Source organism: Kitasatospora sp. NPDC058048 (genome assembly GCF_042885555.1).
Taxonomy (GTDB): domain Bacteria; phylum Actinomycetota; class Actinomycetes; order Streptomycetales; family Streptomycetaceae; genus Kitasatospora; species Kitasatospora lactacystinica.
Map to the genome: position 1 here is coordinate 560,385 of NZ_JBHVRT010000001.1, position 19,256 is coordinate 579,640.

A 19,256-nucleotide genomic window follows, 5' to 3' on the forward strand; every position below is an offset into this window, starting at 1 on the left:
CCGTCGTCCCGAGACCGTGGAGGCCCGGATGTGGCAGGCTCCCCCCGCCCCCGTCAGCCGCGAGTGGCTCCCGGTGCTGGACATGCCGGCGCCCGGTCCGCAGAACCGCTGGACGGTGCTGCTGCGCGCGCTGCTGCTGATCCCCCAGTTCGTGGTGGTGTGGGTGCTGTCGGTGGTGGCGTTCCTGGTCACCGTCGTCGGCTGGTTCGGTGCGCTGGTGCTCGGCCGGCTGCCCGGTTTCGTGGCGGACTACCTCACGGTGTTCATCCCGTACGACACCCGCGTCACCGCGTACATGATGCTCACCGGGGACCGCTATCCGCCGTTCCGCTTCGAGGTCCCCGACTATCCGGTGCAGGTCGGGCTGCGGCCGGGTGAGCTGAACCGGCTCGCCGTGCTGTTCCGCATCTTCCTCGTCATCCCGGCCGCGATCGTGCAGGGCCTGGTGTACGCGGGCTGGTGGACGGTGTCGTTCGTCCTCTGGCTGGTGGTGCTGGTCCTCGGCCGGATGCCGCAGCCGCTGTACGAGGCGACGACCGCGATCCTGCGCTACCGGATGCGTTTCACCTCCTACCTGGTGATGGTCTCGTCCGCCTACCCCAAACGCCTGTTCGGCGACGAGCCGGGCAGTGAGCCGGCCGGGCCGGCCTCGGCCACCCGCCCGCTGGTCCTGGGTGGCGCCGGGCGCGGCCTGCTCGTCCTCTTTCTGATCATCGGCCTGGCCTCCTCGGCGACGGGCTCGGTCACCGCCTCGGTGAACTCGGACGACGACAACGACGACGAGGGCTCCCACCCGGCCCGGCACGTCGTCGCGCCCCTGGTGCCGGGCGCCGCCGACCGGGCCCGCGACTCCGGTCGGCTCGGTGAGGGCGCCCGCGAGTCGTAGGTTCGCCCGTTCAGGGGGCGCGTACGCACCGGCGCGCCGGTGCCGCGTACGCGCCGTCTGATCGAGAGAGCGAGGTTACCGGCGGTATCAGCACGGCTACGTTTGGCATATGACGCACTCTCGACTCCGCCGACTCCTCGTCCGCACAGCCGGGGCCCTCGTGCTCCTGGCCGCGCCCCTCGGGGCGCAGGCCGCCGCCGCGCACAGCCCGGCCGGGGACCGGAGAGTCATCATCACCGCACTCGGCGACGGCGACCGTGACGCACTCCAGCAGTCGGTGGACGCCCAGCTCGCCGCGGGCAAGGGCGGCAAGCAGACCGCCGCCAACGAGATCACCTACCCCGACGGCGCGGTGATGGTGCTCCCGCTGCCCGGGCAGCCGCAGGCACCGCCGTGGAGCGGCGACCACCACCGCCGCACCGCCCGGAGCCCGGACTGGAAGAACTGCCCGACCCCGGCCACCGAGCCGTCCTACTACTGCTTCTACGCCGACAGGAACTGGGGCGGCCGCCGGCTCCAGTTCAACCTCTTCCACGAGGACGCCGCCGTGTACTTCACCGACTACGGGTTCCGCGACCAGGCGAGCAGCTGGGTGAACACGGCGCGCGGACTGGAGGTGATCGTGGACAACGACCCGGGCGACGGCCAGTGGCAGATGCTCTGGAAGGAGCCGGCGGTGTCACTGTCCGCGTCGGTCGCGTACGACAACATGGCCGACCGGTTCTGGGCGGTCAGGCAGTAGCCACCGGCCGCGCCGCCGGCCACTGGCTACCGGCCGGCGGCCGGGGGTGAGACCGCGCCGGTGGGGACCGGCTCCGGCGTGACCGTGATGTAGGTCGGCGCCGGAGCGGTCTGCCGGGAGTCCGCCGCGTACCAGCCGGCGCCGAACGCGACGATGCCCAGCAGAAGGCCCCCGAGGACCAGCGTGAGGATGTGCTGCTTCATGGCCCAAGGGTAGGGGTGGAGCGGCCAACTTCCTTGCAGCCACGGCTCGCTGAGCCCGCCAGCCGTCAACCGGGATTGACGCCCTGACGGGCCTTTCCCGCACCGCAGCACGTCGAACCCGACGTCACCCACATGAGCGCATTGCGCCGCCCCGCGGAATCGATCTGCTTCGTGTGCGGCAGAAACCCCCCCGCGACGGAAGCCCTCCGTCGACGTCCGCACCCGCACCCGCACCCGCACCAGGAGACCCACCATGCGACTGGCCCTGTCCCTCCGCGCCGTTCTCGCCGTTCTCGCGCTGGTCGGCGGAACGGTGGTGGTGACCGCGACCCCCGCCACCGCGGCGACCTGCCCGCACAGCGACTCGCCCAAGATCGACGGCGCGGAGGCCACCTGGACCCTGAAGTGCAAGAACGTCGAGGGAGTCGAGTCGCTGTACGTCGACGGGTGGGTGGAGGACACCCGGGCCGACGGGATGTGCGCGACGGTCACGATCGCCGCCGACAGCAAGAGCTACCCGGAGGAGGTGCAGGCCTGCGGCTCCGGGACGCGTGAGCAGATCCACAAGTTCTACACCGGCCGGAGCGCCACGGTGAGGCTCAGCGTGCGCTGATGACCGGTTGACCGGCCGGGTCGCGCCAGGTCAAATCAGGAAGCGTCGGGCCCGGAGGGCAGCACGGCCACGGCCTCCACCTCCACCAGCTGGTCGTGGTACCCGAGCACCGTGACGCCGAGCAGGGTGCTCGGGGCGTCGTGCTCCCCCATGTAGGCGCGGTAGACGTTCCACACCTTCACCAGGTCGGCCTGGTCGCCGGAGGCCACGTACACGGTCGTCCGGGCGATGTCGGTGAGGGCCGCGCCGTTGTCCTCCAGCACGGCTATCAGGTTCCGCATCACCTGGTGGGCCTGGCCCTCGAAGTCGCCGACGGCGACCGTCCGGCCCTCCTCGTCCAGCGGGCAGGCCCCGGCCAGCCAGAGCGAGCGGGCCGGGGCGTCGACCTCCGCCGCGTAGGCGTAGTCCACGGCCCTGGTCAGCCGCGTGGAGCGGATCAGCTTGACGGCGCTGCTCATGTGGTCCTCCGACAGTCCCGACCGAACGTTCGCGCCCATCGTTGGCGCCTCCTGAACGACCGTCAAACCATTTACCGGCGAACCCCCCTCCACTTCGGCGTTCTTGCGTCGGCGATTCACCGTTGCGGGTGATGGCGGACCGGCCCGCCGCAACGGAATCCTGGTGGGTGCGCCCGGGCACCACGCCCCGGACGCCCAGCCACCGCCAGCACCGGGAGGCACCGCCATGGAGCCCCAACCGTCCGACCGTGACCAGACCTCCGGCGTCCGTCGGCGCCGCATGCTCGGCCTCGCGCTCGGGGCGGGCCTCGTCCCGGCGCTCGGCCCGGCCGCCCAGGCGGCGTCCGACGCCCCGCCCGGGACGGCCCGGTCGCTGCCCGCGGCCGCGCTGGGCCGCCGGGTCGCCGACGTGGCCGCGAGCCAGCTCGGCGTGCCGTACGCCTGGGGCGGCGGCGACCGGCTGGGCGCGAGCCTCGGCTTCTGCGACGAGGAGAACGGCTGGCTGAACGGCGTGTGCATGGGCGAGAAGACGGTCGGCTTCGACTGCAGCGGCCTCTCGCTCTACTGCTGGTACCGGGCCAGCCACGGCATCGTAGAGCTCGGGCACTACACCGTCGCGCAGTTCAACCTCGGCGCCCCGGTGGAGCGCGACGCGCTCGCCCCGGGCGACCTGCTGTTCTTCTCCCGCCCCGACGCCCCCCTGCACCACGTCGGGATCCACGTCGGCGAGGGCGCGATGATCCACGCCGAGCGGACGGGCACCCTGGTCGCCCGGGTCGAGAACGTGCTCGACGTGCCGCGCTGGGCGGGCGAGTTCGCCGGCGCCCGCCGCCCGGGGCAACCCCCGGCCTGACGCGACCGGCCCGAAGCGGCCGACCTGAAGCGGCCACCCGACGCGACCGGCCCGAAGCGGCCGACGCGACGCCACCGCCCCGACCGACCCCACGCCCGCCCCACGGTCACAGGCCGCCGCGCCACTCCCCCGTCCCGTGGTGCACCCGCAGCAGCAGTTCCTGCAGCACCTGCCGCTCCCCCGCGTCCAGCGGCGCGAGCACGGCGTCCTGCACCGCCCGCGCCTGCGCCTCCAGGTCGGCGAGCAGCGCCCGTCCGGCATCGGTGACCGAGACCGAGACCCTCCGCCGGTCGGCCTGGTCCCTGGCGCGTTCGACGTACCCGGCGGCGGCGAGCCGGTCGGCGACCTTGGCCAGGTCGCTCGGGTCGATGGCCAGCCGCCGCACCAGGTCCCGCTGGGCCTGCGGGCCGAAGTCGGCGAGTGCGGCCAGCACCGCCATGTCCCAGAGCCGCAGGCCGCGTTCGGCCAGCAGCTCGGCGAGGCGGCCGCGCGCCGCCTTGCCGATCCGGGAGAGCAGGTAGGTGCTGAGGTCCAGCAGGGTCGGGGGGAGTTCGGCGGCGGGGTGCGGGTTCTCGGAGGCCATGGCGGCAGTCTAGGGTCTCTCCCTATAGTGGGTTGCAACCCATCAACTCGGGAACCGGCGGAACCACCCCCGTACCACCCCCGTACCACCCCCGCACCGCCGCTCTCTCCACCCCCTTGGCCAGGAGTTCGCCCGTGGACGCCCCGTACCCCCGCCTGCTCGTCACCCGCTTCGCCGAGTGCTTCGCCTTCTACCGCGCGGTCCTCCCGGCGCTCACCGGCGCCACCCTGGCCAAGGGCGCGCCCGCGGGCCCGTACGCCAACTGGGACCTCGCCGACCGCACCTGCCTGGCCCTCTTCGACCGATCCGCGATGGCCGCGACCCTCGGCGTCGCCGAGCTCCCCGCCCACCCCGCCGCACCCTCGCAGGACACCGCGATGCTGGTCCTCCGGGTGGACGACGTGGACGGCGCACTCGGCCTCTGCCTGCGCCACGGCGGCACCCCCGTCACCCCGCCGACCGACCGCCCGGAGTGGGGCCCCACCCTGCGCAGCGCCCATCTGCGCGATCCGGACGGCCACGTGATCGAGCTCCAGTCCTACTGACCGGCCCCGCCGCACGGGGCTTGCGCCTCGTGCGGCGCGGTCGGCCGGCGGACCGCCCCGACCGGGCCTACTCCATCGGCAGCGACGGGTGGCCGGCCGGCCCGTAGGCCTCGAATCCTCCTCCGGCCTGCGCGAGTTGATCGGCCCGGAAGTCCGAGGAGCAGGCCCGCCCGAGAGCCAGCGAGGCGGTGTCGGCGCCCGGGACGTGCCCGAGCACCGCGGCACAGTACTGGACGGCGGGGCTGGGCAGCGGGCGGAGCTCTGCCGAGCCTGCCGGGGTGGCGGCCACCGCTCCGGCGAGGGCGAGACAGCCGGCCAGGGCGGGAACGGCGAGGCCGTGTGGGATGCGCATCGGGAGTACCTCCGTACGGGTGGGGACAGCGGCGGCCGCGGACTCGGCCGCTCGGCCCATTCGACGGGCGGCCGCCACCCTCGGCCCGACCGACACACCGCACACCGCACTAGTCGTACGTATGCCACGAACGGCCGCACCGAGGCCCCGCGGGCGGGCGTCCGAGGCCGGGGCCCTACGGCCGCCGGGAGGCGTCCTCCGCCCACAGTTCCGCGTCGCACGCCGCCACCAGCGCGCCGATCCGCGCCCACGCCTCCTCGGCCGGCAGCGGCTCCAGCCGCCGGCCGTCCCGCAGCCGCAGCGCGACCCGGTCGTCCACGGCCTCCTTCGCCCCGATCACCGCCTGGTACGGCACCAGCCGGGCCTCGCGGATCCGGGCGCCCAGGGTCCCGTGCTCGGGCCCGACGACCTCGGCGCGCAGGCCGAGGTCCAGGCAGCGCTGCCGGAACCGTTCGGCCTGCGGCAGTTCGGCCTCGGAGACGGGCAGCAGCACCACCTGGACGGGCGCGAGCCAGGCCGGGAACGCGCCGCCGTACAGCTCGATCAGGTGGGCGACCACCCGCTCGACACTGCCGATCACGCTGCGGTGCACCATCACCGGGCGGTGCTTGGCGCCGTCCGCGCCGATGTAGTGCAGGTTGAACCGCTCCGGCTGGTGGAAGTCGACCTGCACGGTGGAGAGGGTGAACTCACGGCCGGCGCCGTCGGCGATCTGCACGTCGATCTTGGGCCCGTAGAACGCCGCCTCGCCCTCCGCCGCCTCGAACGGCACCCCGGAGCGCTCCAGCACCTCGGTGAGCAGGGCGACGGCACGTTCCCAGAGCGCCGGGTCCGCCACGTACTTGCCGCCCGCGCCGGGCAGCGAGAGCCGGTAGCGGACCGGGACGACGCCCAGTGCCCGGTGCGCCTCGCGGATCAGCTCCAGTGCGGCGACGGCCTCGTCGGCCGCCTGCTCCGGGGTGCAGAAGATGTGGGCGTCGTTCAGCTGGATCGCCCGGACCCTGGTCAGACCGCCCAGCACCCCGGACAGCTCGGAGCGGTACATGCCGCCCAACTCCGCCATGCGCAGCGGCAGTTCCCGGTAGCTGTGGGAGCGTGAGCGGTAGATCAGCGCGTGGTGCGGGCAGAGGCTGGGGCGCAGCACCATCTCCTCGGCGCCCAGTTCCATGGGCGGGAACATGTCCTCGCGGTAGTGCGCCCAGTGGCCGGAGATCTCGTACAGCTCGCGTTTGCCGAGCACCGGGGAGTAGACGTGGCGGTAGCCGGCCCGGCGCTCGCGGCCGCGGATGAACTCCTCCAGGGAGTGCCGGATCGCGGCGCCGTCGGGGAGCCAGTACGGCAGGCCTGAGCCCATCAGCGGGTCGGTGTCGAACAGGTCGAGTTCGCGGCCGAGCCTGCGGTGGTCGTGCGGGGCGTCGTCGTGCGGGGCCTGGTCGTGCGGGGCGTCGTCGTGCGGGGGGCGGTTGTGCGAGGGGTGGCCGTTCATGGCGGTGGTCTCCACTCGGGTGGGCGGGCGAGTGGGTCCGGGAACGGCGAAGCCCCGGGGCACTCGCCCCGGGGCTTCGAACTGGGTCAGCAGTCAGCGCGCCGGGACTCTCTCCGGCGTCGTCGTGGCGAGTGCAGCGCGCTTCATGCGTTCCACGGTAACAGCTCCGCACTGTCGGCGGTGATCTTTTCACCCGGGCCGGAGCCCGGCCGTTCAGAAGAGCGTCACGCACCCGCGAGCGGCCAGCGCCGCCAGCAGCCGGCCCGGCGGCCGCACCTCGTTCCACCGCAGGTCCAGCTTCTCCAGTGCGGGCAGTGCGCCCGGATCGGTCAGCCAGTCGGGCAGTTCGGTGATCCGGTTGCCGCGCAGGTCGAGGCGGCGCAGCTGCGGGAGCCCGGCGAGCGCGGCGGGCAGTTCGGTGAAGGCGTTCTCCCGGAGCTCCAGCTCGCGCAGCCCGGCGAGCCGACCGACCGACTCCGGCAGATCGGTCAACTCGTTCCCACGCAGCCAGAGTTCGCGCAGCGCACCGAGTTCGCCGATCGCCTCCGGCAGAGCGGTGAGCCGGTTGTGCTGCGCGCGCAGCTCGATCAGCGAGGCCAGGTCGCCGATGGTGGCCGGGAGTTCGGTGAGCCGGTTCTCGCCGACGTTGAGGTAGCGCAGCGCCGTGAGCCGTCCGAGCGCCTCGGGCAGGACGGTCAGCGCGTTGTCGTGCAGGTAGAGGAAGTCCCGGAGGCCGGTGAGGTCGCAGAGCTCGGCGGGCAGCGCGGCAAGCCGGTTGTGCCCGAGGTCGAGGGTCCGCAGAGCACTCAACCGGCCGATACCGGAAGGGAGTTCGCTGATACCGGTCTCGGCGAGGATGAGCACGGTCAGCTCGGCGCGGTCCCACACCTCGGTCGGCACCTCGTCGAGCGGCCGACGCCAGAGGTTGAGCGTCACATCGGCCGAACCCACCATGTCCGTAGCACCCACCGTGTCCGTCGTACCCGCCATGTCCGTCATGCCTGCGCAGCCTGGTCCGGGCCGATGCGGAACTCCGCGAGCTGTCGGCCGTACCACCGGTCGGTCGGCCCGGTGCCGGTCATCCTCAGGCGTCGGCAGACCGCCGCGGACCGGGTGTTGTCCGGGGCCAGCACGGCGCGGATCTCGGTCAGGCCGTCGGCGAAGCCCTTGGCCAGGACGGCACGGGCCGCCTCGGTGGCGATGCCCCGGCCCCAGCTGTCGGGGTGGAGGTGCCAGCCGATCTCGATCTCGCCGTCCCCGTCCGGCAGCGGCACCAGCAGGACCGTGCCGGCGACCGTACCGGTGTCGCGACGTTCGACCGCCCAGGCGCCGAAGCGCGGGTCGGCGGACCGCTTCCGGCAGCGCTCGATGAAGGCGCGGGCCTCCTCGGGCCCGGTCATGGCCCGTGGGGTCCGGCCGAGCCAGCGGGCCACCTCCCAGCGGGAGTAGATGTCAAAGGCGCGGTCCTGGTCGGCCGTGGACATGGTCCACTGACGCACCACCAGCCGCTCGGTGGTCAGCACCGTCCCCGAGTCGTCTTCCGTCCCCGCCGTCACGCGCGCCCCTCTCCGATGCCGATGATGCGTGCATCACCGTACGCAGTCGGGCCACCGAGCGGAACTCCGGCGTCCCGGGCGCGGCCCCGGCGCGCGGGTCAGGTCGCGGGCGGGAGCTGGGACGCGGCCACCAGCCCGGCCACCGTCCGGAGCCTGGCGAAGTACTCGCGGCAGTACTGCTCGTCGATCAGGGGAACGATCTTGTCGAGGTCGGCGATGCGGTGCCAGAGGTCGGAGATGCCGCGGTCGTCGAATCCGCCGCCCTGTTCCCGGAGCACGGCGGAGGCGACGGCGTCCTCCAGGAGGATCAGGCACACCCCCGCGATGTCCACCCCGAGGAAGCTCCTGGGGAACGGCGCCCGCCGGTGCTCCTCCCACAGCCGGTCGAGCCGCTCCCGGGCCGGCTCCTCGTCCGTGGCCCCGCCGGTCGCGTCCGCCGCCACGAGCGGGCGGAGGAGCACGGACACGGCGTCGAAGACCGCGCGCACCAGCTGGACGGCCCGCGACGGGGACACGGCGCCGGTCGTCACGATGCCCCGCGCGAGCTCGTCGCGCAGTCGCAGGTTCGCCTCGATCTCGGTGACGAGCCCGGGCCCGAGGAGCCCTTCGGCGCCGGCCCGTCCGATCAGTTCCCGGAGCGGCTCCTCGACGGACAGTCGTTCGACGAGGACCTGTTCCAGGGCGAACAGCGCGTGGGTGACGGCAACGGTGGCGAACTCGTACCGGTAGTAGGAGTGCCGGATGAGCTCGCGGGAGGTCTCCAGCGCGCCCATGACGCCCATCGCGGCTCCGGCGGGCACCTCCAGACCGGCGACCAGGTCCTGCATCCCCGGATAGTCCGGGGCAACGGACCAGGCGCGGGGATCCTGGGCAGGGGACAGCGGCGAGGGGATCACCGGTGCATTCTCACCGCCGACGGAGGCCGGAGCCACCGGTTTTCCCCGGGCACCCGGCCCCGGGCCGTCGGCCGCCCCTCGGAAGGAAACGGCACCGCTCCGGCAGGCGGTCAGCCCAGCCTCGGCACCATGGCGGCCGGACCCTGCAACGCCGGCCCCTGCACCGCCGGGCCCGCCACCTTCCCCGTCCCCGTCCCCGCCCCGGTCCCGGTCCCCGTCCCGCAGAAGGCCTGCTCCAGGAAGCCGGCCTCCGCCTGCATCTGCGCGACGACCTGTGCCTGGTCGCCGCGCGGGGTGACGGACAGCGACACCTGCCGGTCGCCCGAGCTCCACAGCTGGGTGCTGTACCCGGACACCGAGCCGTCGTGCCCGTAGACCGGACCGCAGGAGAGCTGCCAGCGGGCCAGCCCGAGCCCGTAGCCCAGCCCGGTCGGCATGCCCTCGATCACGATCGGGGTCGTCGTGGTCATCTCCTTCAGCAGCGCCGACGGCAGCAGCCGGCCGCCCAGCAGGGCCTTCTCGAAGCGGTTCAGGTCGCCCAGGGTGGAGATCACCTCCCCTGCCGAGTTCGCCCAGGTGACGCTCGCCACTGTCACGTCCCGGTCGCCGCGGTCCTCCGGGCCGGGGCCCTCGGACAGCGTCCAGTAGCCGTGCGCGTGCGGGCCCCGGATGCCGGTGGCCGTACCCGGGAAGTACGTGCCGGTCAGGCCGAGCGGGCGCAGGATGCGCGCGGTGGCCTCCTGGGCGTAGCCGTGCCCGGTCACCTTCTCGATGATCATGCCGAGCAGGGTGTAGTTGACGTTGGAGTAGCCGTACCCGGTGCCCGGCGGGAACTTGGGCGCGTGCGCCGCCGAGGAGGCCACCACCTGGGCCGGGGTGATGTGCCGGGTCAGGCCGCCCTGGTCCAGCCAGTTCCGGACGGCCGCCGGGTCGCTCCAGTCGGGGAAGACCCCGCCCTTCCCGTTGGTGGAGTCCCAGAGTCCGGAGCGATGGCTCAGCAGCTGACGGACGGTGATGCGGTCGCCGTTCGGGACCAGCCCGGGCAGGTGCCGCTCGACCGGGTCGTCCAGGCCGATCCGCCCCTCCCTGACCAGTTGCAGCACCGTGGTGGCGATGAACATCTTGGTGACGCTGCCGGCCCGGAACCGCCCGTCCGTGCGCAGCGGTGCGCCGGTGGCCAGGTCGGAGACGCCGGACGCCCCGCGCCAGGTGCCGTTCCCGTCCCGGACCTCCGCGATCGCCCCGACGGCGCCGGCGTCGGTCAGCGCCCGCAGGGCCGCCGCCCGCGGGTCGCCGGGGCCCGGCCGTCCGTCGGCGGCCCCGGCCGCACCCGCCGGGACCAGCGGCCCGGCCAGTGCCAGACAGACCGCCCCCACCAGCGCGGAGACAAACGTACGCCGTGCCATGCGACCCCACCTTCGCCGTCGGCGAGCACTCCCTCGCCCTCGACGCCCAGCCTCGCCGCTGCCCTGACGGTCGGTCGTCCTCCGCCGGAAGGAGCCGGTCGTACACCCGTCAACGGAGGGCCTCCGCCGGAAGACGGAGACCCTCCGGCGGTCGCGACTACCGGGCCGGGGCCGGGCGGACCGGGTGCTTGCTCAGGATGGACACCCGGTTGAAGGAGTTGATGGCGATCGAGACCCAGGCCACCGCGGAGATCTCCTCGTCGCTCAGCACCTCGCGCGCCACGCCGTACGCGGCCTCCTGGAGTGCCGCGTCCGCCGGAGAGGTGGTCGCCTCGGCCAGCCCGAGCGCGGCCCGCTCCCGGTCGGTGAACACCTCGGTGTCGCGCCAGGCCGCGAGCACACCGAGGCGCTGGGCGGTCTCGCCCTCGCGGATCGCGGCCCTGGTGTGCACGTGCAGGCAGTAGGCGCAGCCGTTGATCTGCGAGACGCGGAGGTTGACCAGCTCGATCAGCCGGCGGTCCAGCCCGGCTTCGGCCGCGACTTCGCGCGCCGCCTCGGCGGCGGCGAGCAGCGCCTTGTACGCCTGGGGGCTCTGCTTGTCGATGAACACCCGCCGGTCCGTCGGAACCACCGTCACATCACTCACCTGGACTCCTTAGGCTGGTCGCACTGTCGCCCGCCACTCTGTCATGGCATGATAGTTGAATATAGAACTAATCACCATCTGGGAGGGACCCCCGTGAGCACCGCCGAGACCGACCTCGTCGAGACGCCCGCCGCCGACCCGCGGGTGGAGATCCTGCCCGCCCGGGACGTCCCGCTCGGCGGCCCGCGCGCGATGACCGTACGCCGCACCCTCCCGCAGCGCTCCCGCACCATGATCGGCGCCTGGTGCTTCGTCGACCACTACGGGCCCGACGACGTCGCCGGCACCGGCGGCATGGACGTCGCCCCGCACCCCCACACCGGGCTGCAGACCGTGAGCTGGCTGTTCACCGGCGAGATCGAGCACCGCGACAGCCTCGGCGTCCACGCGTACGTCCGGCCGGGCGAGGTCAACCTGATGACCTCCGGCCGCGGCATCGCCCACTCCGAGGTCTCCACCCCGGCCACCACCGTCCTGCACGGCGTGCAGCTGTGGGTCGCCCTGCCCGAGGAGCACCGGCACACCGGCCGTGACTTCCGCCACCACGCCCCCGCCCCGGTCGCCCTGGACGGCGGCGAGGCACGGGTCTTCCTCGGCACCCTCGCCGGTGACACCTCCCCCGTCCCCACCTTCACCCCGCTGCTCGGCGCCGAGCTGACCCTGCGCCCGCACGCCGTCGTCACCCTCGACGTCGACCCCGCCTTCGAGCACGGCCTGCTCGTCGACAGCGGCGAGGTCCGCCTCCTCGACACCCCACTGCGCCCCGCCGAACTCGGCTACGTCGCCCCCGGCCGCCGCACGCTCACCCTCACCAACACCGGCGGGACCGACGCCCGGCTGGTGCTGCTCGGCGGCACGCCGTTCGAGGAGCGGATCGTCATGTGGTGGAACTTCATCGGGCGGTCCCACGAAGACATCGTCCAGGCCCGCGACGAGTGGCAGGCCGCCACCGACCGCTTCGGCGCCGTCCAGGGCTACCCCGGCGACCGCCTCCCCGCCCCGGAACTCCCCGGCACCCCGCTCAAGCCGCGGGGCCGCACCCGCTGACCCGCGCGTTACGCAATCGGGGGTGCGGCGGCCGGGTCCACCGCACCCCCGAGCCGGAGCCTCCCTGCGCTCACCCCGAAGCATCCCTGCCGGCACTCGCTTCCGCACTCGACGCGTGACACCGTTCGACCATCCGCGACAGCGTCCGACAGGACCAATGCTGACTCAATGCCGAGTTTGCTGACGGTCCGTCAGAAGCGATCGGGGCGCTCACGGAGCCCGGGAAGTCATCGTCGGGCGTCGCCGCGAGAACCGGCGGACGCCCGGCACTGCCCCCTGCGTCACCCCCACCAAGGGCGTGCAGGAGTTCAAGCCGCTCGACTTCGCTTCCTCCCGCGACACGCTGTTCCTGCTCAGCAAGGACGGCGGCGACTCCGCCAGCGCGATCATCGCCGCGGCGGCCGATGCGGTGATGCGCGCCGCCGTCATCGTCGCCGAACGCAACGGCGGCCGGCTCGGACCCGCCCGCCCTGTGCGTCCCAGGGCCCACACCGTGCCGTCGTCCCATCCGAGGACCCGCACCACCGCGAGCACGGCCGGGCCCAGCAGCAGCACCCCGCACCCGATCAGCGCGGCGCGACGCCAACGGCCCCTGCCGGCGGGCGACGCGCTCTTCGGCCTACGGTCCGTCACGGTGCCCCTCCCCACGGGGACGGCCGACATCCGTGATCATCGGCCGCCGTCATGAAGGACGGACACCCGCGCCCGGGGCCCGGTTCCGCGCCCACGGGGCCTGCCGGCGGACCCTTCCGGTTACAGCCGGTACCAGTCGTCCCCGCCGACGCGCAGCGAACGGCCGAGGTAGTCGCGCAGGTCGTTGGCCACCCACCGGCGGCTGTCGCTCTCGTGCTCCCAGACGAACACGTCCGGGCGCTGCGGCTTCTGCACGAAGGCGAACTGGTCGCCGCCCCCGTTGTCGCCGAAGAACAGGAGGGCGTCGAAGGACATGTAGAGCTGGGCGAAGGTCTCGTCGGACCAGAAGCGGAGGTTCTGCTCGACGATCCGATCGAGGGTCCAGACGGTGTCCACGTGAGTGTGGCCGAGCACCCCGTCGCTCTCCGACAGCAGCAGCCCGAGGTCCGCCGGCAGGGCTCGCCCCAGCCGCCTCTCGGCCTCGACGATCTCGGACGTCCCGACCGGCTCCCGAAGCCCCGCACCGGGAAAGACTTCCCGCACCGACTGTCTCCACATGGCCCCGAGCCTAGCCAAGGGCGACCTCGTCCCCACGAGGCGGTCGGCCCCGGCGGAACCGTCCGGCGCGAGGACGTCCGCCCGGGGGCCGGCGACCGCGGCACTGCCGCCGTCGGGCTTCACTGTCCAAACACCGGACACCCACACTGCCTCCCCACTAAGGTGAGGCCCGATTCACCGCTCGGCCATCCCCCCGACCAGCGGGCATCCATCATGCCCGCCGCCAGGACTGGAGTGAACCGACCATGCATCCTCGTCCCCTCTGGAAGCGCCTCGCCGGCGCGGTCGTCCGCCGCGGCACAGGCGCCACCCTGGGCGCGCTCGCGCTCATCGCCTCGTTCGTCCTCGCGGGCACCGCCGCCGGCACGTCGACCGCGGCCGCCCAGCCGGCCGGCGTCACCAGTGCCACCGCCGGCCAGTGGGCCTGCTCCGGAGCCGCCATCCCGGACGGATGGGTCATGACCGCCTACAACAAGGACGGCTGCAGCGGCTGGGGCTCCTGGTTCCAGCAGCCGGAGGCGGACGGCCTCTACAGCTGCGGCGGCTCCCCGATCATCTCGGGGTACGTCCTCACCGACTACATCAAGTACGGCTGCAACGGGATGGGCGCCTGGCGGCACAACCTCGTCAAGGACGGGATCTGGACCTGCGGCGGCTCCCCGATCGTCCCGGGCTACGTCGTGACCGGCTACGTGGTCTACGGCTGCAACAACGTCGGTGCCTGGTACCACCAGATCGCGAAGGCCGGCCTGGTCACCTGTCCCAACTCGCCGATCCCGCCGGGCTTCCGTTCGGGCGCCTACTGGGGGGCGGGCTGCACCGGCCACGGCGGCTACTACCTCCTCAGCGCCTGACCCCGCGCCACGTCCGCTCCACCGGAGGCACCGCACGCCGTGCGGTGCCTCCGGCACGTCCCCGCTCGACCTTCGAGGGTGCTTCAGGGCCCGCCCGTCGGTGCGGGGAGCAGCTCCCGCCGGCCAGGTCGAGCCCCGACCACCAGGCCCGCTGTTCTGGTCCGCTTCCCGGCGGCGGATCACCACCACCATCCGGGCTCGCTCGCGCCCGCCCACGCTCTCCGGTTGCTCAGCCGAATCCTCGGCGAGGACCGGGTGCGCGCCGAGCAGGCCGCCGCCGAGGCCCTCGCTCAAGTCGCGGGGCCGCACCCGCTGACCCGCGGGTTACGCAATCGGGGGTGCGGCGACCGGGTCCACCGCACCCCCGAGCCGGAGCCTCCCTGCGCTCACCCCGAAGCACCCTGCCGGCACTCGCTTCCGCACTCGACGCATGACACCCTCGCCGCCTACCTCACAGCCGCCGAGCGAGGCCTGCCGCGGCGCGAGCCCACCGCACGACCGGGCCAGGCCTCACCCGCGTCCATGCGCGTTCGGGAGGACTGCCTCCGCATCCGCGGCGCCCTGGCCGGCGGCGGCGAGGAGGTCGCCGACCGGCCCGTCGTGGGGGATCGGGTACGGGGCCGGCAGGACCGTCCAGAAGCGGTGGCCGCCGTCGGGGCCGGTCAGCTGCTCCACCCTGTGTCGGAACTCGCAGGCCCTGAGGTCGGGCCGGCCCTTGCGCGGCAGGAGTCGAGGGGGCGCTGATCACTCTGCGGACCAGCGCCGTCCTTCTGGCCGCGCTGCTCGCAACGGCCGTCGGCCCCCGATGTCCCGCCGCTTTCAGGCGGCGCCCGTCGGCGCCGGGTGCTCGGGGAGCCGCCAACCGCCGCCGCGGTCCCCCTTCGAGAAGCGCGCCGCGAGATCGGGGACGTGCAGGAAGCAGGCCAGTGCGGTGGCCGCCTGGAGGATGTCGACCGCACGCCGGGTCGTCGGCATGCCCAGGCGCAGGAGGCGCGGATTCACCGCGCCCTGGATCTCCTCGACGAAGGGCCGCAGCACGCGGTCGTAGTTCGCCAGTGCGGTCGGCAGGTCGCCCGGGTGCCGGTTGATCTCGCCGGCCAGTACGTAGGCGCCCACGAGGCCGCCGGAGATCCCCATGCCGCTGTACGGGGAGGCACAGTGGGCGGCATCGCCGGCGAGGACCACGCGGCCCTTGGACCAGGTGCCGGTTCGGACCTGGACGATCTCCTGGGAGTGGAAGAAGGGGCTCGTCCGCATGCCGTCGATGAAGCGCTCGGTCTGCCACCCTGCGTCGCGGAACCTGCTCGCCCAGAACTCCCGCTGGCGCGCGACGGGTTCCCGGTGGATCGCCGAGGCTTCCTCGGACTCCTCCCGCATCACGAAGTACACCTGGGTCTCGGTCGGGTTGTGGCTGCGGCGCATGATCTGACGGCCGCCCGGGACCATGCAGGTGTCCCGGATGTTGCTGTCGGACGCGATGCGCGGGACGAACCAGTAGGCCATGTGGATGCCGATCCGCCAGTACGGGTCGCAGTCCGCTGGGAGGATCGCCCGCCGGATGCGCGATCCTTGCCCGTCGGCGCCGACCAGGAGGTCGAACTCACCGAAGGAGCCGTCGGAGAAGTGCGCGACGACCTTCTGTCCGTCCTGCTCGAAGCCGTCCACGCTCACGCCGAAGACGTACTCGGCGTCGTCCTTCGACGCGTCGTGCAGGATGCGTACCAGGTCACCGCGCATGATCTCGTACTCGGAGGTGAGGCTCTGCCGGCCCCGTCCGGAGGTGTTGGCCATGATCGTCGCCCTGGTCCTGCCGCGCGCGTCGACGAAGGCGACACCCGCCTCGTCCACCAGCTTGCTGCGGACGGCGTCGAGGAGTCCCATCCGTTCGACGGCCTCGATGCCCTGCCCCCGGAGGTCGACCTGCGCCCCGGTGGCCCGCAGCACCGGAAAGCGTTCGACGACGGTCACTCTGTGGCTGCCCCGCTGCCGACGCCCGACGACGACTGGTGCGACTGGTTCCTGGACAACACGCGAAGCTTCCGGCGCACCCTGCTGCTGCGCCGGGACGGCGCACGCCTCCACGCGGGCAGCACCCCCGCGGGCGACCTCGACCGGATCCGCCACAAGATGAACTTCCTGGTCACCTCGGGGGTGCCTGAGCGGGACGCGCAGATGGCGATGCTGACCGCCGGCCGTTTCACGGTCGGCAGCGTCCTGGAGGAACAGGCGGATGCCGGCTCCGGCGACGACTCGGATCCGCAGGTGGACATGCCCGAGATCGACCACGAGTCGGCATTCGAGGCCGGCCTGACCCTCATCCTGGACGGCCTGGTGCACCGCACCGCGACGCGAGCCGCTTCCCTGTCGGCCAACGATCGTTCGACCACGAGGAGGCGGCACGTCCAATGAGCCCGTGCCATCAGGGAGTCTCACCGGCTCGCGTGGTCCCAAGGAGGAATGTCGCCGCTACTCGGATCGCCGACGCGCGAGATGGACGATGATGTCGGCGGCGATCTCGACTGTCCCGGGCAGGATCCGTGTGATCGCCTCGTACGCCTGCTGTCGCCTCGATTGCGGCAGTTGGAGATACGCCGAGACAGTCGACAGGTAGCCGACATAGTCAGGAGCGCTCATCGTCAGGCGCCGCTTGATGACGGACTGCTGAACGTCGAGGAAGAACTGAGACCGTTGCAGCTCCGTGCCCGGCCACTGCATCGCCTCGTCCGGAGCGGTCCCGTCGGGAGACGGAACCTCGTCGCTTTCCAGGAACGGTGCCCGTGCGGCCTGCACAGCTTCCTCGACAGCTGGGTCAGCCAGCTGAACCGGGCCACCGAATGAGGCAACCACGCCCTCTGGATCCAGTAGCGCGGCCACGCTTGACCACCGACTCTCCGGGCGTGTCCAATGCAGGGCTGCCGCCGCATAGACCAACCCGTAGGTCTTGCCTGGCCGCAGGTCCTCGAACGCGGCCCGGACGGTCGTCACGTTTGCGGGCACCGTCTTGCGCAGCTCGGTGAGCATGGCTGCGTCGGGTTCCGTGGCCGTGACCGCGACCCCGTGCGCGGCGAACAGGCGGGTTGCTTTGCCTGTCCCCGCACCGATCTCCAGGGCCGTCCGAACCGGCCGGCCCGCATACGCGAGCACCAGGTCGAAGAGCTCTTCGGGATACCCCGGCCGGAACCTTTCGTAGGCCTCCGCAATCGCGCCGAAGCTCAGTGCACGAGTGGACATGCCGAGCATCCTGGCACGACCGGGACAGACGGCGCTCGGCAATACTCAGTGGCCCTTGGCCTTCCGATCTTGAGCGGTGTCCACGAACGGAGGTCTCGTTCGGGTGAACGCAGCCGACAGCGGCCAGGATCACCCGTCACAGCGGCGAGGGCGCGCCGCATCAGCTCCCGCCCTCCCGGTTCGGGGAGACGACGTGCAGTTCCCGGCTCCAGTTGGTGTCGAAGCCCGCCCACGCCTGGTCCACACCGAACTCGTCGAAGTCGGCTGACTGATAGGGCTTCTGCGCGGTGTAGGCCTGGTTGGCCGGGGCCAAGTCCGTTGCGACGTTGCTGAGTCCCGTGGTCACGTGGTCCAGCGCGTCGGGCTGAACGGTGTACCTCACCGAGTCGGACATCGGCTGCTCTCCCCCAAGAAGCTCCATGGCTTGCCGTAATCGAACGAACACGGTCGACGAGCATGGACGCTGCGGAATGGGTGTCGGTCGCGGGGGCAGTCCAGCCGACCGAGCTTGGCGCTCGTTGTGCCGGCGGAGAGCACTTATCCCTGAGGTGTCGTATTCCCGGCCAACGAGGCCAAGCCGGTGGCCCTCCCCGACCCGCCAGGAACAGGGCGCCCCCGGTGGACACCAGCGGCGCCACCGTGCACCGCGATGACGAGCAGCCGTACCGCCGCTGACGAGGACAACCTGTCAGGGCAGGCTCACAAACAGGTACTTCATCAACGCCGAAGGGCGGCCCGGACCGGGCCTCCCTCCAGCGTTTCGAGCTCCACATGCGGCACCCCGCTCAAGCCGCGGGGCCGCACCCGCTGACCTGCGTATTCGACTGGTGGGGAGCCGGCCGCAGGGTCAGCCGCGCTCCCCACCTCCGCACCCACGCCGAGACGCCGATCCGACCTGCACGGGGCTCCCGCCGCGCGGCCACCGCTTCACAAGGCCCGACCGCCTTCGGCCGCGTTCGCCCGGCGGCCGGGGCCGGCAGCTCAGGCCCGGCGGCGCCTGCGAAGCCAGAGCCCGGTGCAGGCCAGCAGCACGGCCGCGACGGCGGTGCCGGCGGCGGCCCAGGTGGTGGAGTCGGAGGTGTGGCGAGCAGAGGCGGAGCCGGAGGCCGCGGTCGGTGCGGAACCGGCGGGAGCGGGCTCGGACACCGGCCCGCCGATGGGCACCGGGACGGGCCCGGCGCCCGTCCCCGTCGACGCGGCCGACGGCACACCGGCCGGGGGCGACGCGGCCGCCGTGCCGGCGGGCACCGGGTCGTCGATGACGGCGTCCGCCACGTCCAGTTCGCGCTGGGCATGGCCGAGCGAGGGGAAGGCGCAGTCGACGGTCACCTGCCAGTGTCCGGCGGGCAGGATCTCCCGGGTGGTGTACGTCCCCGGGCGGCCCGGGACGCCGACCAGTCGCCAGGGGCCCACTGCCCGGCCGTCCGCCGCGGTGGCGGAGAGCGTGCCGGCGAACTCCTCGGTGACCGGGTCGTGGTCGTTCTCCCAGGTGGCGACGGTGCTGACGTGACCGTTCTGCTGGCCGGTGACGTCCAGGTGGACGCTGTCGCCGTGGGCACCGGCCGGTGCGGCGGTGGGCAGGACGGCCGCCGCCGCGAGGGCGCAGGCGGCGAGGAGCGGGCGGGTTCGCATGGCGGGTGTTCCTCGGGGCGGTGTGGGAGGACGGGTACGGGAAACGGGGGCGGCGCCGGGCGCGGCCGCCCCGGCA

The 19,256-nt window shown here is 72.9% G+C and carries 24 protein-coding genes and 1 pseudogene; 9 read left to right on the top strand and 16 right to left on the bottom strand.

The features are described 5' to 3' along the window. Nucleotides 1-28 precede the first annotated feature (28 nt). Nucleotides 29-886 carry a DUF4389 domain-containing protein gene (locus tag ACFVVA_RS01945; protein ID WP_387684728.1) on the top strand — a complete coding sequence of 286 codons (858 nt, stop codon included), beginning with the start codon at nt 29-31 and terminating at the stop codon, nt 884-886. 109 nt (nt 887-995) lie between these two features. Continuing rightward, nucleotides 996-1,628, top strand: a complete 633-nt coding sequence (locus ACFVVA_RS01950) for a peptidase inhibitor family I36 protein (RefSeq protein WP_387684730.1) — start codon at nt 996-998, stop codon at nt 1,626-1,628. 26 nt (nt 1,629-1,654) lie between these two features. Here ACFVVA_RS01950 and ACFVVA_RS01955 read toward each other — a convergent pair whose 3' ends face one another. Next, complete coding sequence (locus ACFVVA_RS01955; protein ID WP_387684732.1) at nt 1,655-1,831, bottom strand: hypothetical protein; 177 nt, start codon at nt 1,829-1,831, stop codon at nt 1,655-1,657. 253 nt (nt 1,832-2,084) lie between these two features. On the opposite strand from ACFVVA_RS01955, the gene ACFVVA_RS01960 reads away from it, so the two are divergent. Continuing rightward, nucleotides 2,085-2,444, top strand: coding sequence for a hypothetical protein (locus tag ACFVVA_RS01960; protein WP_387684734.1), 360 nt, complete (start codon nt 2,085-2,087; stop codon nt 2,442-2,444). Nucleotides 2,445-2,479: 35 nt separating this feature from the next. Here the strand turns inward: ACFVVA_RS01960 and ACFVVA_RS01965 are convergent, their stop codons facing one another. Further along, the gene (locus ACFVVA_RS01965) at nt 2,480-2,902 is read right to left on the bottom strand and encodes a RidA family protein (protein WP_387684736.1); all 423 of its coding nucleotides are present in this window, start codon (nt 2,900-2,902) and stop codon (nt 2,480-2,482) included. A gap of 226 nt (nt 2,903-3,128) precedes the next feature. Here ACFVVA_RS01965 and ACFVVA_RS01970 point away from each other — a divergent pair, with 226 nt between their 5' ends. Then, nucleotides 3,129-3,755: a C40 family peptidase gene (locus tag ACFVVA_RS01970; protein ID WP_387684738.1), complete on the top strand. Its 627-nt coding sequence runs from the start codon at nt 3,129-3,131 to the stop codon at nt 3,753-3,755. A 106-nt stretch (nt 3,756-3,861) separates the two neighbouring features. Here ACFVVA_RS01970 and ACFVVA_RS01975 read toward each other — a convergent pair whose 3' ends face one another. Next, nucleotides 3,862-4,338: a MarR family winged helix-turn-helix transcriptional regulator gene (locus ACFVVA_RS01975; protein WP_387684740.1), complete on the bottom strand. Its 477-nt coding sequence runs from the start codon at nt 4,336-4,338 to the stop codon at nt 3,862-3,864. Between the two features lie 134 nt (nt 4,339-4,472). Between ACFVVA_RS01975 and ACFVVA_RS01980 the strand changes: the two genes are divergently transcribed. Beyond that, the gene (locus tag ACFVVA_RS01980; RefSeq protein WP_387684742.1) at nt 4,473-4,883 is read left to right on the top strand and encodes a VOC family protein; all 411 of its coding nucleotides are present in this window, start codon (nt 4,473-4,475) and stop codon (nt 4,881-4,883) included. A gap of 67 nt (nt 4,884-4,950) precedes the next feature. On the opposite strand, the gene ACFVVA_RS01985 is transcribed toward ACFVVA_RS01980, so the two are convergent. The 7 genes from ACFVVA_RS01985 to ACFVVA_RS02015 form a co-directional block, all read right to left on the bottom strand. Beyond that, the gene (locus tag ACFVVA_RS01985; protein ID WP_387684744.1) at nt 4,951-5,235 is read right to left on the bottom strand and encodes a hypothetical protein; all 285 of its coding nucleotides are present in this window, start codon (nt 5,233-5,235) and stop codon (nt 4,951-4,953) included. 175 nt (nt 5,236-5,410) lie between these two features. Further along, nucleotides 5,411-6,721, bottom strand: a complete 1,311-nt coding sequence (gene thrS, locus ACFVVA_RS01990; protein ID WP_387684746.1) for a threonine--tRNA ligase — start codon at nt 6,719-6,721, stop codon at nt 5,411-5,413. A 213-nt stretch (nt 6,722-6,934) separates the two neighbouring features. Further along, nucleotides 6,935-7,720 (bottom strand): leucine-rich repeat domain-containing protein, encoded by a 786-nt coding sequence (locus ACFVVA_RS01995; protein ID WP_387684747.1) that lies wholly within the window; start codon nt 7,718-7,720, stop codon nt 6,935-6,937. Next, entirely contained in the window at nt 7,717-8,277 is a 561-nt protein-coding gene (locus tag ACFVVA_RS02000; RefSeq protein WP_387684749.1) for a GNAT family N-acetyltransferase, read from the bottom strand. Before ACFVVA_RS02000 ends, ACFVVA_RS01995 begins: the two co-directional genes overlap by 4 nt. Nucleotides 8,278-8,375: 98 nt before the next feature. Then, a complete protein-coding gene (locus tag ACFVVA_RS02005) occupies nt 8,376-9,104 on the bottom strand; it encodes a hypothetical protein (RefSeq protein ID WP_387684751.1) in 729 nt (242 codons plus the stop codon). Nucleotides 9,105-9,283: 179 nt separating this feature from the next. Beyond that, nucleotides 9,284-10,579 carry a serine hydrolase domain-containing protein gene (locus ACFVVA_RS02010; protein ID WP_387684753.1) on the bottom strand — a complete coding sequence of 432 codons (1,296 nt, stop codon included), beginning with the start codon at nt 10,577-10,579 and terminating at the stop codon, nt 9,284-9,286. Between the two features lie 157 nt (nt 10,580-10,736). Continuing rightward, nucleotides 10,737-11,225: a carboxymuconolactone decarboxylase family protein gene (locus ACFVVA_RS02015; protein WP_387684755.1), complete on the bottom strand. Its 489-nt coding sequence runs from the start codon at nt 11,223-11,225 to the stop codon at nt 10,737-10,739. A gap of 93 nt (nt 11,226-11,318) precedes the next feature. Here ACFVVA_RS02015 and ACFVVA_RS02020 point away from each other — a divergent pair, with 93 nt between their 5' ends. Next, nucleotides 11,319-12,272 carry a pirin family protein gene (locus ACFVVA_RS02020; RefSeq protein ID WP_387684757.1) on the top strand — a complete coding sequence of 318 codons (954 nt, stop codon included), beginning with the start codon at nt 11,319-11,321 and terminating at the stop codon, nt 12,270-12,272. 262 nt (nt 12,273-12,534) lie between these two features. Next, nucleotides 12,535-12,751 (top strand): annotated as a pseudogene (locus tag ACFVVA_RS02025) (hypothetical protein); the annotation flags it as partial. A 274-nt stretch (nt 12,752-13,025) separates the two neighbouring features. Here the strand turns inward: ACFVVA_RS02025 and ACFVVA_RS02030 are convergent. Beyond that, nucleotides 13,026-13,448 (bottom strand): SMI1/KNR4 family protein, encoded by a 423-nt coding sequence (locus tag ACFVVA_RS02030; protein WP_387684759.1) that lies wholly within the window; start codon nt 13,446-13,448, stop codon nt 13,026-13,028. A 260-nt stretch (nt 13,449-13,708) separates the two neighbouring features. Between ACFVVA_RS02030 and ACFVVA_RS02035 the strand changes: the two genes are divergently transcribed. Then, nucleotides 13,709-14,317: a hypothetical protein gene (locus ACFVVA_RS02035; RefSeq protein WP_387684761.1), complete on the top strand. Its 609-nt coding sequence runs from the start codon at nt 13,709-13,711 to the stop codon at nt 14,315-14,317. 510 nt (nt 14,318-14,827) lie between these two features. On the opposite strand, the gene ACFVVA_RS02040 is transcribed toward ACFVVA_RS02035, so the two are convergent. Then, nucleotides 14,828-15,043, bottom strand: a complete 216-nt coding sequence (locus ACFVVA_RS02040) for a hypothetical protein (protein WP_387684798.1) — start codon at nt 15,041-15,043, stop codon at nt 14,828-14,830. Between the two features lie 93 nt (nt 15,044-15,136). Next, nucleotides 15,137-16,285 (bottom strand): FAD-dependent monooxygenase, encoded by a 1,149-nt coding sequence (locus ACFVVA_RS02045; protein WP_387684763.1) that lies wholly within the window; start codon nt 16,283-16,285, stop codon nt 15,137-15,139. A gap of 3 nt (nt 16,286-16,288) precedes the next feature. Between ACFVVA_RS02045 and ACFVVA_RS02050 the strand changes: the two genes are divergently transcribed. Next, nucleotides 16,289-16,726, top strand: coding sequence for a TetR/AcrR family transcriptional regulator C-terminal domain-containing protein (locus tag ACFVVA_RS02050; protein ID WP_387684765.1), 438 nt, complete (start codon nt 16,289-16,291; stop codon nt 16,724-16,726). 57 nt (nt 16,727-16,783) lie between these two features. On the opposite strand, the gene ACFVVA_RS02055 is transcribed toward ACFVVA_RS02050, so the two are convergent. From ACFVVA_RS02055 to ACFVVA_RS02065, 3 genes are all read right to left on the bottom strand, one after another. Next, nucleotides 16,784-17,548: a class I SAM-dependent methyltransferase gene (locus ACFVVA_RS02055; RefSeq protein ID WP_387684767.1), complete on the bottom strand. Its 765-nt coding sequence runs from the start codon at nt 17,546-17,548 to the stop codon at nt 16,784-16,786. Between the two features lie 160 nt (nt 17,549-17,708). Further along, on the bottom strand, nt 17,709-17,942 hold the full coding sequence (locus ACFVVA_RS02060; protein ID WP_387684769.1) for a hypothetical protein: 234 nt from the start codon (nt 17,940-17,942) through the stop codon (nt 17,709-17,711). A 587-nt stretch (nt 17,943-18,529) separates the two neighbouring features. After that, nucleotides 18,530-19,180, bottom strand: a complete 651-nt coding sequence (locus tag ACFVVA_RS02065) for a hypothetical protein (protein WP_387684771.1) — start codon at nt 19,178-19,180, stop codon at nt 18,530-18,532. Between the last annotated feature and the right edge of the window lie 76 nt (nt 19,181-19,256).